Raw genomic sequence first — 14,207 nt, 5'->3', positions numbered from 1 at the left:
CCACGGCGGAGCCGGTCGCCCGCCGGGCCCGCCGCACCGGACCGGCCACCCAGAACGCGATTCCGGCGACGACCAGCGCCACGAGCACCACGATCGCGGCGACCTCGCCCGCGCTCAGGCCCAGGTCCGCCGTCGAGGCATTCTCGAACAGTGAGTTGAACCAGTCGTACAGGCGCGCGAGCAGGCTCCGACCCTGGTGGTAGATCGGGTTCGCCAGCTCGTCGGTGGCCCACCGGCGCGCCGTCGAGGCGTCCGGCACCACCGGGACGTCGAGGAGCTCCCGCGCGAGCGCCGTCACGCCGCGCTCTCACCCGCCGCACGGGCCAGCTCGACGTCGAGGCCCTCCCGGCGCATCCGGACGTCGATGTACAGCAGCGCGACGACGCCCGAGAGGAAGACCGTGGTGAGCGTCAGCCCGATGATGTTCGCGACCCCCAGCAGGGCGAGGCTCACGAACGAGGTGGGGTCATGGATCGCGAGGCCCACGATGAGGGTGGCCGGCGACTGGATCAGTGCGACGACGATGCTGACCATGATCGAGGTCAGCAGGTAGATCCCGAGCAGGCGCCAGAAGCTGCCGCGGGTGAGCCGCCAGCCGCGCTTGATCGCCGAGCCGAGCCCCGCGCCCTCGAGCATGATCGCGGGCGAGATCAGCAGGGTGCGGATGCCGAGCCAGATGCCGCCCACGAAGAGCGCGAGGGCGCCCAGCACCCCCACCACGACCGCGAGGGCCTGCGCGTTGTGCGTTGCGGCCAGCACGACGACGCCGACCAGCGCGGCGAAGACGATCAGTTCCGCGAGCGCGAGGCCGACGGTGAACGCGACCACCAGCGCGACGCGGCCGCGGTACCCGCGCCACACCTCGGCGAGGGTCACCGACTGCCCCAGCACCGAGCGGCTCACCGAGACGATGAGCAGGCCGGTGAGGACGGTGGTGGCCACCGAGGTCGCGGGCACGGCCAGGATCTGGGCGGCGGCCGGGCCGAGCTGGTCGGCGACTCCGAGTTTGCCGGTCGGGTCCAGGGTGGTCGTCAGGTCCCCGAGCGAGCCGGAGATCAGCCCGCCGACGTACCACTGGAACACCGTCTCGAGCGCGACCGTGATCGCCACGACCACGGCGGTGAGGCCGAACATGACCCGCGGGTTGGCCCGGATGGCGCGGAACGCGCCGTCGAGGATCTCGCCGAGGCCGAGTGGGCGAAGGGGGATGATCCCGGGCTGCGCGGCCGGCGCCCGGTACACCGGCTGCTGGCCGTAGCCGGGCGAGCTCCCATAGCCGTACGCGGCCGGCGGCGGTGGTGGCGGGGAGGTCGGTGGGGCGATCGGTGGCGGCAGGACCGGTGCCGGTGCCGGGCTGTCGGCCGGCTGCCACGACGGACCGCCCGTCGGCGAGGCCCAGCCGGGCGTCGTGGGAGTGTCGTCAGGGCTTGTCATCGTGCGCTGCTCCCTCATGATCGCGCGGCGCGGCGCGGGGCCGCTGCGGCGACCCCCATCGTGCCATGCGCGGACCCGTCCCGAAGGGCTTCGCGAGCGACCTCCGGGACCTCATCGAGCGGGCTCGCACCTGCTCGAACGCACAAGATGACACGATGGGGTCATGAAGGGTCGAGTGCTGGTGGTCGACGACGATGTCGCGCTCTCCGAGATGATCGGAATCGTCCTGCGGTCGGAGGGTTTTGAGCCGTTCTTCTGCGCGGACGGTGACCAGGCGCTGGCGGCCTTCCGCAGCACCACCCCGGACCTCGTGCTGCTCGACCTCATGCTGCCCGGCAAGGACGGCATCGAGGTGTGCTCGCTGATCCGTGCCGAGTCCGGGGTCCCGATCGTGATGCTCACCGCGAAGAGCGACTCGGTCGATGTGGTCCTCGGACTGGAGTCCGGGGCGGACGACTACATCTCCAAGCCGTTCAAGCCCAAGGAACTCGTCGCGCGGGTGCGCGCCCGGCTGCGGCGCAGCGACGAGATCACCCCTGAGCACCTGGCGATCGGCGACCTCGAGGTCGACGTCACCGGCCACCGCGTGACCCGCGGCGACGTCCCGATCTCGCTGACCCCGCTCGAGTTCGACCTCCTGGTCGCCCTGGCTCGCAAGCCGTGGCAGGTCTTCACGCGTGAGGTGCTGCTCGAACGGGTCTGGGGCTATCGGCACGCCGCGGACACCCGGCTGGTGAACGTGCACGTCCAGCGGCTTCGCTCGAAGGTCGAGGCCGACCCGGAGCGACCGGAGATCGTGGTGACCGTGCGTGGCGTCGGCTACAAGGCGGGCGCGACTTCCCGGTGAGCCGGTTCTGGCGCCGCACCCGCGTCCGCGTCATGCTGGCGTCGCGGGCGCTGGCCCGCGGCTGGCGCACGTCTCTGCAGGTCCGGGTCATCACCTCGACCCTCGTCCTCGGTTTCGTGACGGTCCTCGCGCTCGGCGGCTACCTGTCCGACCGGATTCGCGACGGCATGTTCAACCAGCGGCTCGAGGAGATCCTCGACGAGAGCGCGCGCTCGACCCGGCAGGCCCAGGACACCTTCGACGCGGCTCCCGCGAACACCCAGCTGCAGCAGCTGTTCGTCGACCTCGTGCAGGCGCTGCAGGTCGGCGGGACCGGGCAGCGCGACGTGTTCATCCAGCGTCCGGCCAACTCCGCCGGTGCGGGCGCGTCGGTGTTCGTCAGCCCGGTCGTCTCCGACGAGCGGCTCGTCCCGCTGATCAGCGACGAGCTGCGGCGCAAGGTCTCCGAGGGCAAGGGGCAGCGCTGGCAGTCGGTCGCGATCCCGGTCGGCAGCCCCGTCGGCTCGAAGGTGGAGCCCGGGTTGATGGTCGGTTCGACGGTCGGCGTGCCCGGTACCGGCTCCTACGACCTGTACTACCTGTACTCCCTCGCCCCGCAGCAGGAGACCCTCGACCTGCTACAGCGCACCCTCGCGATCGGCGCCTTCACGCTCGTGGCGCTGCTGGGGGCGATGACCTGGCTGGTCACCCGCCAGACCGTGCTCCCAGTGCGCATCGCGGCCCGGGTCGCCGAGCGCCTCGCCGACGGGCACCTCACCGAGCGGATGACGGTGCGGGGCCAGGACGAGATGGCGACCCTCGCCCGCTCGTTCAACGAGATGGCCGAGTCGCTCGGCGTGCAGCTGAACCGCATGGAGGAGCTCTCCGCGCTGCAGCGCCGGTTCGTCGCGGACGTCTCGCACGAGCTGCGCACCCCGCTCACCACGATCCGGATGGCCGGGGAGGTCCTGCACGGCGCGCGGGACGGCTTCGACCCGGCGATCAAGCGGTCCGCCGAGCTGCTCACCCAACAGCTCGACAGGTTCGAGGACCTGCTCGCCGACCTGCTCGAGATCAGCCGGTTCGACGCCGGCGCCGCCATGCTCGACGCCGAGGGCCAAGACGTGCGCGACGTCGTCGCCGCCGCCGTCGAGCAGGCGATGCCGCTCGCGGTGAACAAGGGGTCCTGGGTGCACGTGACGATGCCCGACACGCGCTGCACCGCCGACATCGACCCGCGCCGGGTCGAGCGCATCCTGCGGAACCTGCTGGTGAACGCCATCGAGCACGCCGAGGGCAGCAGCGTCGAGGTGACGGTCGCCGCGAACACGCGCGCGGTCGCGGTGACGGTGCGCGACCGGGGCGTCGGCATGACCCAGGACGAGGCCGAGCACGTGTTCGACCGGTTCTGGCGCGCGGACCCCGCGCGCGCCCGCACGATGGGCGGCACCGGGCTGGGCCTGGCGATCTCGCTCGAGGACGCCCACCTGCACGGCGGCTGGCTCGAGGCGTGGGGGCGGCCCGGGCGCGGCGCCTGCTTCCGGCTCACCCTGCCGCGTCGCGCCGGGATCCAGCTCTCGGCCTCCCCGCTCCCGCTGGTGCCCGCGCCCGACGAGGTCCTGCCCGACGTCGGCCCGCCGCGTCGCGGGACGTCCGACCCGGCCGGCCTGCCGGTTCTCGACCACCTGGAGAACCGATGACCGCCCGCCGGGCGCGGCTCGGCCGGGGGCTGGGTGCGGTGCTGGTGGCGCTGGCGCTCGCGGGTTGCGCGGCGCTGCCGATGTCGGGTCCCGTCGGTAACGGTGACGGTGCGGTCGACGAGCCCGGCTCGGTGTTCCCGCTCGCGTACAGCCCGGCGTCGGACGCGGAGCCGCAGGCCATCGTGCAGGGCTTCCTCGCGGCGGGTGCAGCCGGGCTCGGCGACAACTACGCCGTCGCGCGGCAGTACCTCGGCGGGAAGGCACGCACCTCGTGGCAGCCCACCCAGGGCGTCGTCGTCTACTCGGTGGCGGGCACGCTCACCTTCCGCAAGAGCGGCGTGAACCAGGTGAGCGTCTCGCTGCCGGTGGTCGCGACGGTCGACGCCGACGGGCGCTACACGGAGAGCTCGCCGGGCGCGCGGCAGGATGCCGCCTTCGACCTCGTGAAGAGCGCTGCCGGCCAGTGGCGGATCTCCGGCCTGGACGACGGCGTGCTGCTCTCCGAGCCGATCTTCAACTCCGTGTACCGGGCCACGCCGCTGTACTTCCTGACCCCGGCCCGCGACATGCTCGTGCCCGAGGTGCGCTGGTTCCCGCAGCGCAACGCGGCGGCCTACGCGGTGCGCGCCCTGCTGGAGGGCCCCTCGCCGTGGCTCCGCGACGCCGTGACCACGGCGTTCCCGGAGGGCACCCGGCTCGCGGTGGAGTCGGTCCCGATCGACGCCGCGGGCACCGCGACCGTGGACCTGACCGCGGCGGTGGCCTCCGCGGGCGCCACGGACCGCGCGCTGCTCAAGGCGCAGCTGGCCCAGGTGCTCCGGCTCAGCCGGATCCGCGCGGTGAACGTGACGATCGCCGGACTGCCGATGCCGGACCCGGCGGCCAAGGTGGTGGCGCGCGACCCGGCGCCGTCGGGCAACCTCGAGCTGCTCAGCGGCGGACGGCTGCTGCGGCTCTCCGGCAGCGCGCTGCAGCCCGTGAAGACGGTCGGCCCGTTGGCGGGTCTGAACCCCCGGAACCCCGCGAGCGGCGCGAACGGCGTGCCGCAGGTCGCGCTGGCCGGACCGGACCGGCTCGTGGTCGCCCAGCAGGGTCGCCGGATACGCACGCTGCTGCGGGGCGAGCACCTGCTCGCGCCGTCCGTCGACCGGCTCGGCTGGGTGTGGTCCGGACCCTCGATCGGCCCGGGCGAGCTCACCGTCGCCCGCGCGGACGGCACGGTCCTGGTGGTCGACGTCGACTGGCTCGAGGGACGCGAGATCCGCTCGATCCGGGTCTCCCGGGACGGCACCCGGATCGCGGTCGTCTCGACCGGTCCGGACGGGCCGACGGTCGACCTCGCCGGCATCGTCCGGGACGACTCCGGCACGCCGCAGCGCCTCGGCGAGCGTGTGCGGGTCGGGGCCAGGCTGACCGATGCCACCCGCGTCGTGTGGGTCGACGAGGCGACCCTCGCCGTGCTGGGCACGAGCGGCGCCATGACCGGCCCGACCATGCACCTGGTGCCCATCACCGGGCGCACCACGGCGCTTCCGCCCGTCGAGGGTGCGGTGTCGATCGCGGCGGGCAAGGGCGAGCGGACGCTGTATCTCGGCACCGCGGACCGGGTGCTGTTCACCTTGCAGGGCACGAGCTGGGTCAAGGTCGCGATGAACGTGACCGACCCCACCTTCCCGGGCTGACACCTCCTCCACAGCCGGTCCCGCGCGGCGCCCGACGGCGGGCGAGTTCGGCGGATACTCACCCGGCGGTGCGCGGGCGCGAGCAGGGCCGTGCGGCGTGGGCAGGGGGTGAGTCGTGAGCGGGGCAGCGGCAGCGGGTGGGGCGCCGGATCGGCGCGCCGGTCCGGCGGCGCGCACGCGGGCGCTCGCGGCCGCGGCGCGGGACCTGGCCCGGCTCGTGCTGCCGGTCGAGTGCGCGGGCTGCGGGACGCTCGACGTCGTGCTGTGCACCCGGTGCGCCGCCCTGCTGACCGGCGCGCCGTGGCGCTGCGAGGCGTCCGCGCCCCGGCTGGACCCGATGGACGGGCGGCTTCCGCTCCCGGTCTGGGCGCTCACCGCGTATACCGGGGCGGTGCGCGAGCTCGTCGTCGCGTGGAAGGACCGCGGGCGCGCCGACCTCACCGGCATCCTCACCGGTGCGCTCGCCGCCGGGGCGACCGACGTCGCGCACGTGCTGCTCGGTGCGCGCCTCGCGCCGCTGCCGCTGCTCGTGGTGCCGGCCCCGTCCGCCGCCCGGGCCCGACGCCGGCGCGGCGCTGACCTGGTCGGTCTGCTGGCCCTCGCGGTGGCGGGGTCGTGCGAGCAGGCGGGCCTGCCGGCCCGCGCGGCACTGGTGCTCGCCCAACGGCGCGGGATGCGTGACCAGGTCGGGCTCGGTGCCCGCGCGCGCGGCCGGAACCTCGGTGGTGGCATCCGGTGGCGCGCGGGGGCCGCCGGCCCCGTTCCGGGCCAACCGGTGCTGCTGGTCGACGACGTGCTCACCACCGGTTCGACCCTTGCGGCGTGCGAGCGCGGCGCCCGGGAGGCGGGCGGCGTCGTCGTCGGCGCGCTCACGCTCGCGGTCACCCCGCCACCGGGCGGTTTTCGCTCGCAACGGCCGTCCGGGATCGAATGACACCGATGAACGGACGGCATCTGCCGGGAAAACAGGGGGTGATTCCTGGGTTCAGCCGGATGGCCGAGCCATTCGTTGGAGGCACGCTCACGGGAGGGTTACGGTTGAGGCAAGGTCGTGACAAGGACCGCTGTACCGGGATCGTGACTGACCTGCCGGAGGCCCTTGTGATGGCTGTGGGAGGAGGTGTGGCCGTACCGCCCTGCGGGGCGGAATCGCACGTCCATCTGGCGGCCAGGAAATGTGCCGCCAAAGATTTCCGGAGGTCCGCATGGAGATCGTCGTCGTTGGTCGGCATACCGAACTGCCTGAGAAGTTCCGTCTGCACGTGGAAGACAAGCTCGCCAAGATCGGTCAGCTGGCGCCCACCGCGCAGCGGGTCGACGTCGAGGTCACCCACGAGAAGAACCCACGGCTATCCGGCATCTCCGAACGGGTAGAGCTCACAGTGCGCGACAAGGGTCCTGTCGTGAGGGCCGAGGCTTCGGCGGACGACTGGTACGCCGCGCTCGACCTCGCGACCACCAAGCTCCTGGAACGGCTGCGCCGATCGCGCGACCGTCGCAAGGACCACCGCAACAACACCCCCCTCGCACCCGTGGACGTGCGCCCACCGGCGCCACTTCCCCCCGTCCTGCCCGCACCGGTGCGCGGCGAGGCGGTCGAGCACACGCTCGGCGACTCACCCGTCGTGATCCGCGAGAAGGTGCACGAGGCGACGCCGATGACGGTGGACGACGCCCTGTACGAGATGGAGATGGTCGGGCACGACTTCTTCCTGTTCATCGACGCCGAGACGGCGCAGCCGTCGGTCGCCTACCGGCGGCACGGCTGGAGCTACGGCGTGATCAAGCTCGACAACTCGGTGACGAGGTCCGGCGCCTCGAACGCCGGTCACCGGATCGCAGGCTAAGCCCGCCGAGCGCGCGACCGACGCGCGCGGGGACGGCACTGTCGGTGCGGGGCGGGAGGATGGGCACCATGCCCGCCTCCCGCCCCGTCGACGTACTCACCCTGCGCCAGGCGCGGCGCATCGCGCTCGGCGCGCAGGGCCTCGACCGGCCGCGACCGCCGCCGGGGACGGCGATCACGATGCGCCACCTCCAGCAGGTGGTGATGCGCACCGGCCTGCTGCAGATCGACTCGGTGAACGTGCTCGCGCGCGCCCACCTGATGCCGCTCTACTCGCGCCTGGGCGCCTACGACCCGGCCCTGCTCGATCGCGCGTCGGGCACCGCGCCGCGCCGGCTCGTGGAGTACTGGGGGCACATGGCCTCCTACGTGCCGCCCAGCACCTACCGGCTCCTGGAGTGGCGCCAGCGGCAGTACCGCACCGAGGCGTGGGGCGCGATCAGCGGCGTCGAGCTCGCGCACTCGGGCGTCGTGGCCGAGATCCGGGACGTGATCGCCGCGCGGGGGCCGATGACGGCGAGCGAGGTGCACGAGCTGTACGCCGCGGACCACCCGCGGACCACCACGGAATGGGGCTGGAACTGGACGGTCGCCAAGCGCGCCCTGGAGTTCCTCTTCTTCACCGGGGAGGTCACCTCGGCCCGCCGCAACGCGGCCTTCGAGCGCTGCTACGACCTCACCACGCGCGTGCTGCCCCCCGACGTCCTGGCCGCGCCCCCGATCGCCGACGACGACGCGGTGCGCGCCCTGGTGGAGATCTCCGCACGCGCGCACGGCGTGGGCTCGATCCGCTGCCTGGCCGATTACTTCCGGCTGCGCCAGGGGCCCGCCCGGCGCGCGGTCGACGAGCTCGTCGAGCTGGGCGTGCTGCTGCCCGTGCGGGTCACCGGCTGGGACCGCGAGGCGTTCTGGCACGCGGACGCGCGCCGCCCCCGCGCGGCCACCGCCCGCACGCTGCTCAGCCCGTTCGACCCACTCGTTTTCGAGCGCCGCCGGCTCGAGGAGCTGTTCGGGATGCACTACCGGATCGAGATCTACGTGCCCGCGGCCCAGCGCGTGCACGGCTACTACGTCCTGCCGTTCCTGGTCGGGGAGATGCTTGTCGCCCGGGTGGACCTCAAGGCGGACCGTTCGGCGCGCGTGCTGCGGGTGCTGGCGGCGCACCGCGAGGAGGGCGCCCCGCCGCGCATGCCCGTCGAGCTCGCGGCCGAGTTGCGCGAGCTGGCCGGATGGCTCGGGATGGACGACGTCGTGGTCGCCGCTCCCCGTCGCGGGGACCTCGCAGCGGACCTTTCCGCTGCGCTCCGGGCGTAACCACGCGCGGCGGTTCGCCGAAAACCCGACGGGTACCCCGGATCACGCGGTCGCTCACATACGATGAAGGTTGATCCGTTCGGCCGACCGGCCGACCGACTCCAACACCATGGGAGTTCTGCGTGCCTGCGATCCTCGAGAAGGTCCTGCGCTTCGGCGAGGGCCGGATCGTCAAGAAGCTGTCCGGCATGGCCCAGCAGGTCAACGCGCTCGAGGACAGCTTCACCGCGCTGTCCGATGCGGAGCTGCGCGAGGAGACGGACCGGTTCAAGGCCCGCATCGCCGACGGCGAGACCCTGGACGACCTGCTGCCCGAGGCCTTCGCGGCCGTCCGGGAGGCCGCGCGGCGCACGCTCGGCCAGCGGCACTTCGACGTCCAGCTGATGGGCGCCGCGGCGCTGCACCTCGGCAACATCGCCGAGATGAAGACCGGTGAGGGCAAGACCCTGGTCGCGACGGCGCCCGCGTACCTCAACGCGCTCGGCGGCAAGGGCGTGCACATCGTCACCGTCAACGACTACCTGGCGAGCTACCAGGCCGAGCTGATGGGGCGCATCTTCCGGTTCCTGGGCCTGACGAGCGGCGTCATCCTCTCCGGCCAGACCCCCGCGGAGCGCCGCGAGCAGTACGCGGCCGACATCACCTACGGCACGAACAACGAGTTTGGCTTCGACTACCTGCGCGACAACATGGCGTGGAGCACCGACGAGCTCGTCCAGCGGGGCCACTCCTTCGCGATCGTCGACGAGGTCGACTCGATCCTCATCGACGAGGCGCGCACCCCGCTGATCATCTCCGGACCCGCCTCCGGCGACGCGAACCGGTGGTACGCCGAGTTCGCGAAGGTCGTCAAGCGGCTGCAGCCCGACCGGGACTACGAGGTCGACGAGAAGAAGCGCACCGTCGGCGTGCTCGAGCCCGGCATCGAGCGGGTCGAGGACTACCTCGGCATCGAGAACCTGTACGAGTCCCTGAACACCCCGCTGATCGGCTTCCTGAACAACGCCATCAAGGCCAAGGAGCTGTTCAAGCGGGACAAGGACTACGTCGTGCTCGAGGGCGAGGTGCTCATCGTCGACGAGCACACGGGCCGCATGCTGCCCGGGCGCCGGTACAACGAGGGCATGCACCAGGCCATCGAGGCCAAGGAGAACGTGGTCATCAAGGCCGAGAACCAGACTCTCGCCACGATCACGCTGCAGAACTACTTCCGCCTGTACAGCAAGCTCGCCGGCATGACCGGTACCGCCGACACCGAGGCGGCCGAGTTCCAGGGCACCTACAAGCTCGGCGTGGTGCCCATCCCGACGAACAAGCCGATGCGGCGCCTGGACCAGGGCGACCTCGTCTACAAGAACGAGACCGGCAAGTTCGACGCCGTCGTCGCCGACATCGTCGAGCGGCACGCGGCGGGCCAGCCCGTCCTGGTCGGCACGACCAGCGTGGAGAAGAGCGAGCTGCTCTCCAGCAAGCTCAAGAAGCAGGGCGTGCCGCACGAGGTCCTCAACGCCAAGCAGCACGCGCGGGAGGCGTCGATCATCGCCCAGGCCGGGCGCAAGGGCGCGGTCACGGTCGCGACCAACATGGCCGGCCGCGGTACCGACATCATGCTCGGCGGCAACGCCGAGTTCATGGCCGTCTCGGACCTCGCCGCGCGCGGCCTGGACCCGGCCGAGCAGCCGGACGACTACGAGGCCGCCTGGCCGGACGCACTCGCGAAGGCGACCGAGGCGGTCGCCGCGGAGCACGACGAGGTCGTCGAGCTCGGCGGGCTGTACGTGCTCGGCACCGAGCGGCACGAGTCCCGGCGCATCGACAACCAGCTGCGCGGGCGGTCCGGGCGCCAGGGCGACCCGGGGGAGTCCCGGTTCTACCTGTCCCTCCAGGACGACCTGATGCGGCTGTTCAACTCCCAGATGGCCGAGTCCCTGATGACCCGCGCCGGGTTCCCGGACGATCTGCCGCTCGAGTCGAAGATCGTCACCCGCGGGATCGCCAGCGCGCAGTCCCAGGTCGAGGGCCGCAACTTCGAGATCCGCAAGAACGTCCTGAAGTACGACGACGTGCTGTCCCGCCAGCGGTCGGTCATCTACGCCGAGCGCCGCCGCGTGCTCGAGGGCGAGGACATGGCCGAGCAGATCCAGCACTTCGCGACCGACGTCGTCGGCGCGTATGTCGAGGGCGCCACGTCCGAGGGCAACCCGGAGACCTGGGACCTGGACGCGCTGTGGACCGCGCTCAAGGGCGTGTACCCGGTCTCGATCACCTCCGAGGAGGTCATCGAGCAGGCCGGCGGGCCGACCCGCATCTCTCCGGAGCTGTTGAAGACCGAGGTCGTCAGCGACGCGCAGCACGCCTACGCCGCGCGCGAGGAGCTCATCGGCGCCGAGAACATGCGCCAGCTCGAGCGCCGCGTGGTGCTGAGCGTGCTCGACCGCAAGTGGCGCGAGCACCTGTACGAGATGGACTACCTCAAGGAGGGCATCGGCCTGCGGGCGATGGCCCAGCGCGACCCGCTCGTGGAGTACCAGCGCGAGGGCTTCCAGCTGTTCGGGGCGATGACCGACGCCATCAAGGAGGAGTCGGTCAGCTACCTGTTCAACCTCGAGGTCAAGGTCGCCGAGCCCGAGGACGAGACCCCGGTCCTGACGGCCGAGTCGGCCGCGCAGGCAGCCCTCGGCGCCGGTGCCAAGCTGTCCACGCCCTCGGCCGACGCCGAGCCCGCGCCGGCCGACGACGAGGCCAGTACGCCTACCACCCGCCGGGAGGCCAAGGGCCCGACGTCGGGCCGCCGAGCCGCCGGCACGCTCGTCGCGAAGGGCCTCGACGGCCCCGACCGCAGCGCGCCGCTGCAGTACTCGGCCCCCACGGTCGACGGTGACGCCGCCCTGCCGGACCTCGCCGACGACGACGGTTCGGCCCCGCCCGCCCGCGCCGCCGGTACCGGTCGCGCCGTGGCCGCCGAGGCCCTGAACCGCGACGAGCGCCGCAAGGCCGAACGCGCCGCCCGCAAGAAGCGCTGAGCCGATCCCGAGCCGACCACTCCCGAGTTGTCAGCCCGAGCGCCCGGTATAGCCCGCGCTCGGGCTGACACATCGACTCCGTGGGGATGTGTCAGCCGCGGCGCGGTGGGGGGCCCGCGCTGCGGCTGACACGTCGGGGGGTGCGGTCAGCCGATCTCCATGGCGGTGGCGCGCCACTGGCCGCGGTGGGCCTCGAGCCGGACCGCGACGGCACGCACCCGCGGACCGTCCTCGACGATGACGCTCGCCTCGGCCGCGTCGTCGCCGAGGCGGCACAGCCGGATCCGGCGGATCGCGGCTCGGTGGCTGGTGTCGCGCTGCCCCAGCACGCGCTGGGTCAGCTCCGAGCGCACCGCGAGCTGGTCGTAGATCTCCGGGGAGACCCAGCGGGCGAGCTGGGCGAGCGGTCGCGCCCCGCGCAGGGCCTCGACGGCGGCCTGGACCATCGCGCAGCACAGGGGGATCGGGTCCGGGAGCGGAGGGTGCTGCACCGGCAACGCCTGGCGGCTCGGGCGCGTCGGGCGGTCCGGATCGTCGGTGCCGGCCGGCGGCCGTGCGCCGCCCGTTCCGCGTCCCGAGTCCCGCGTGGCGGTCGCTCTGGTGGGCACGCTCCGCGCGAGCGCCTCGGGTGATCCGGCCACGGGCGGCGGCCCACGGAGCGGCCCACGCGCAGCCAGCGGCCGCGCCGGACGTTCCACGAGCGGGGCGAGGCGGGTCTGCGCGCCAGGCTCGCTCGCTCGCACGGGCGCGGAGGCGGACGTCGCCGCCGCCGCGTCGGGAACCCCCGGGGTCGTCACCCGAGCGGTGGTGCGTTCCGGGGTGGCCCGGAGAAGGGGACCCCTGAGCTGGACTGAGGCAGCCTCCGTCGGGCGCCCCGCCGCCGGCTCCGGGCCGGTCGATCCGTCGTCCAGGCTGTCGGCGTTGCTCGCACCGTCCGAGTGGTCCGAGCCGTTCGCACCGCCCGAATCGTTCGCACCGTCCGCGCCGGACGCCCGGTCCTGCACGACACCGCTGTCCGCGGCGTCGACGTCGCCGGCCGGAACGGGCAGGGCCGCGAACTCGCCGGTCCCGGTGGAAAGGATCGCGGCGTTCATGACGGGCCGCCGGAATCCGCCGGCGGAGCGGTCAGGGACTGGCCGGGCTGGATGTGGTCCGGGTCCCCGCCGACGACGGCGCGGCTCGACTCGTACCAGCGCGGCCACTCGGCGGCGATGTCGGTGGCGCTGGCGTCGGCCGGCAGATGGTCGGCCGCGATCGCCCAGAGACTGTCGCCGGGCCGCACTGTGACGGACCCGGTCGCGCCCGGCGGCGCGACGCTCGCCGCGCCGGGCGGGGCGACGTGCGCCGCGCCCGGCGGCGCCCCCTGTGGTGCGCCCGACGCGCCCGAGAGCGGCGTCTGGGCACCTGCCCCGCCGTCGCCGGCCTGGGTGGCGACCCAGCCGAGGTCGGCGGGCGGGTCGGCAGGCTCCGCTCCGGCGGGGATCACCCCGGAGGCGAGGCCGACGCCGGCCCCGATCGCGAGCGCCAGGGCCCGCCCGACGACGACCGGCGCGTGCCGCGCGACGAAACGTTCGCCGGCCGCCCACCGACCGCCGAGCCCCCGCGCGGTGGCGCACACCGTCGCCGCTGCCAGGCCGGCGGCCAACCACCATGCGATCGTGGCACCCGCGACCAGCACACCGAGCTCGATGACCTGGTCGACCCGCACCAGACCGCCCGCGCGCTCGGGAGCGAGGAACACGAGGCGCGCGCTCAGCGCGGCCGCCCCGGCCAGCGCGGCCGCGGTCGACAGCGCAAGGGCGGCCAGCGGCCGGAGCCGCGGACGCCGGACGGGGGCGAGCCCACCCGGCGAAACGCTGGTGGAACGTTGAGTGCGCTGGACCATCAGAGACCTCCGCTGGGGCTCGAATATTCCGTTTGATGTCGTTTGACGTCGTTCGGTACGAAAGGATTGCGCGATTGATCCGGGTTTGTCCAGTGGTCAGCCGGCCTGGGGACGGGGGAAAAGTCGCCACGAACGTGCGTTCGGCGTCCTACGGTGGGCCGATGCGGTGGGAAGCGCTCTTCGCGGACATGGAAGCCCAGCTCGACGCTGCGCAAGCGGCGGACCTCGTGGCCGACGTCGCGGACCTCACGCGGGCCGAGCTGGCGACGGTCGAGCTGCGCGACCGGCTTCGCGCCGCCCTGGGCGCGCAGGTGGTCGTCGCCGTCGTCGGCGGGGAGCAGGTCGCGGGGGAGCTGCTCGAGGTGGCCGCCGCGTGGGTGCTGGTGGGGGCGGGCCACCGTCGTGCCCTGGTGCCGCTCGCCTCGGTGGTCGCCGTCCGGGGGCTCGGTGCCCGCTCGGCACCGGCGAGCGGCGAGGTCGCGCGCCGGCTCGGGCTC

General features: G+C 73.3%; 10 protein-coding genes and 2 pseudogenes. 8 read left to right on the top strand and 4 right to left on the bottom strand.

Annotation, left to right across the window (positions count from 1 at the left end):
• Together VIM26_RS04880 and VIM26_RS04875 are read right to left on the bottom strand one after the other, a co-directional pair.
• Positions 1-298: pseudogene (locus VIM26_RS04880) on the bottom strand (hypothetical protein); the annotation flags it as partial.
• Positions 295-1,434: a glycerophosphoryl diester phosphodiesterase membrane domain-containing protein gene (locus tag VIM26_RS04875; protein WP_331949229.1), complete on the bottom strand. Its 1,140-nt coding sequence runs from the start codon at positions 1,432-1,434 to the stop codon at positions 295-297. The pseudogene VIM26_RS04880 and the gene VIM26_RS04875, both read right to left, overlap by 4 nt.
• Before the next feature lie 163 nt (positions 1,435-1,597).
• On the opposite strand from VIM26_RS04875, the gene mtrA reads away from it, so the two are divergent.
• The 7 genes from mtrA to secA all read left to right on the top strand — a co-directional run bounded on the left by mtrA (position 1,598) and on the right by secA (position 11,825).
• Entirely contained in the window at positions 1,598-2,281 is a 684-nt protein-coding gene (gene mtrA / locus VIM26_RS04870; protein ID WP_331949228.1) for an MtrAB system response regulator MtrA, read from the top strand.
• Complete coding sequence (gene mtrB, locus VIM26_RS04865) at positions 2,278-3,960, top strand: MtrAB system histidine kinase MtrB (protein WP_331949227.1); 1,683 nt, start codon at positions 2,278-2,280, stop codon at positions 3,958-3,960. Before mtrA ends, mtrB begins: the two co-directional genes overlap by 4 nt.
• Complete coding sequence (locus VIM26_RS04860; protein ID WP_331949226.1) at positions 3,957-5,642, top strand: LpqB family beta-propeller domain-containing protein; 1,686 nt, start codon at positions 3,957-3,959, stop codon at positions 5,640-5,642. The genes mtrB and VIM26_RS04860 overlap by 4 nt, the downstream gene beginning before the upstream one ends.
• A 115-nt stretch (positions 5,643-5,757) precedes the next feature.
• Positions 5,758-6,576 (top strand): ComF family protein, encoded by an 819-nt coding sequence (locus VIM26_RS04855; RefSeq protein WP_331949225.1) that lies wholly within the window; start codon positions 5,758-5,760, stop codon positions 6,574-6,576.
• Between the two features lie 271 nt (positions 6,577-6,847).
• Positions 6,848-7,489, top strand: a complete 642-nt coding sequence (gene hpf, locus VIM26_RS04850) for a ribosome hibernation-promoting factor, HPF/YfiA family (RefSeq protein ID WP_331949224.1) — start codon at positions 6,848-6,850, stop codon at positions 7,487-7,489.
• A gap of 68 nt (positions 7,490-7,557) precedes the next feature.
• Entirely contained in the window at positions 7,558-8,802 is a 1,245-nt protein-coding gene (locus tag VIM26_RS04845; RefSeq protein WP_331949223.1) for a winged helix-turn-helix domain-containing protein, read from the top strand.
• Positions 8,803-8,924: 122 nt separating this feature from the next.
• Complete coding sequence (gene secA, locus VIM26_RS04840; protein ID WP_331949222.1) at positions 8,925-11,825, top strand: preprotein translocase subunit SecA; 2,901 nt, start codon at positions 8,925-8,927, stop codon at positions 11,823-11,825.
• A 146-nt stretch (positions 11,826-11,971) separates the two neighbouring features.
• On the opposite strand, the gene VIM26_RS04835 is transcribed toward secA, so the two are convergent.
• Together VIM26_RS04835 and VIM26_RS04830 are read right to left on the bottom strand one after the other, a co-directional pair.
• The gene (locus tag VIM26_RS04835; RefSeq protein WP_331949221.1) at positions 11,972-12,919 is read right to left on the bottom strand and encodes an Rv3235 family protein; all 948 of its coding nucleotides are present in this window, start codon (positions 12,917-12,919) and stop codon (positions 11,972-11,974) included.
• Positions 12,916-13,710 carry a LysM peptidoglycan-binding domain-containing protein gene (locus tag VIM26_RS04830; protein WP_331949220.1) on the bottom strand — a complete coding sequence of 265 codons (795 nt, stop codon included), beginning with the start codon at positions 13,708-13,710 and terminating at the stop codon, positions 12,916-12,918. Before VIM26_RS04830 ends, VIM26_RS04835 begins: the two co-directional genes overlap by 4 nt.
• Positions 13,711-13,871: 161 nt before the next feature.
• Between VIM26_RS04830 and VIM26_RS04825 the strand changes: the two are divergent.
• Positions 13,872-14,207 (top strand): annotated as a pseudogene (locus tag VIM26_RS04825) (hypothetical protein); the annotation flags it as partial.

Source organism: Pengzhenrongella sp., from assembly GCF_036565025.1.
Classification (GTDB): domain Bacteria; phylum Actinomycetota; class Actinomycetes; order Actinomycetales; family Cellulomonadaceae; genus Pengzhenrongella.
Note: the sequence above shows the minus strand (reverse complement) of the source record. Positions and strands in the feature narration are given on the sequence as shown.

Excerpts from the sequence above, each read along its gene's own strand:
- VIM26_RS04875 (WP_331949229.1), bottom strand. The coding sequence starts at position 1,434 with ATGACAAGCCCTGACGACACTCCCACGACGCCCGGCTGGGCCTCGCCG.
- mtrA (WP_331949228.1), top strand. The coding sequence starts at position 1,598 with ATGAAGGGTCGAGTGCTGGTGGTCGACGACGATGTCGCGCTCTCCGAG.
- VIM26_RS04860 (WP_331949226.1), top strand. The coding sequence starts at position 3,957 with ATGACCGCCCGCCGGGCGCGGCTCGGCCGGGGGCTGGGTGCGGTGCTG.
- hpf (WP_331949224.1), top strand. The coding sequence starts at position 6,848 with ATGGAGATCGTCGTCGTTGGTCGGCATACCGAACTGCCTGAGAAGTTC.
- VIM26_RS04845 (WP_331949223.1), top strand. The coding sequence starts at position 7,558 with ATGCCCGCCTCCCGCCCCGTCGACGTACTCACCCTGCGCCAGGCGCGG.
- VIM26_RS04835 (WP_331949221.1), bottom strand. The coding sequence starts at position 12,919 with ATGAACGCCGCGATCCTTTCCACCGGGACCGGCGAGTTCGCGGCCCTG.
- VIM26_RS04830 (WP_331949220.1), bottom strand. The coding sequence starts at position 13,710 with ATGGTCCAGCGCACTCAACGTTCCACCAGCGTTTCGCCGGGTGGGCTC.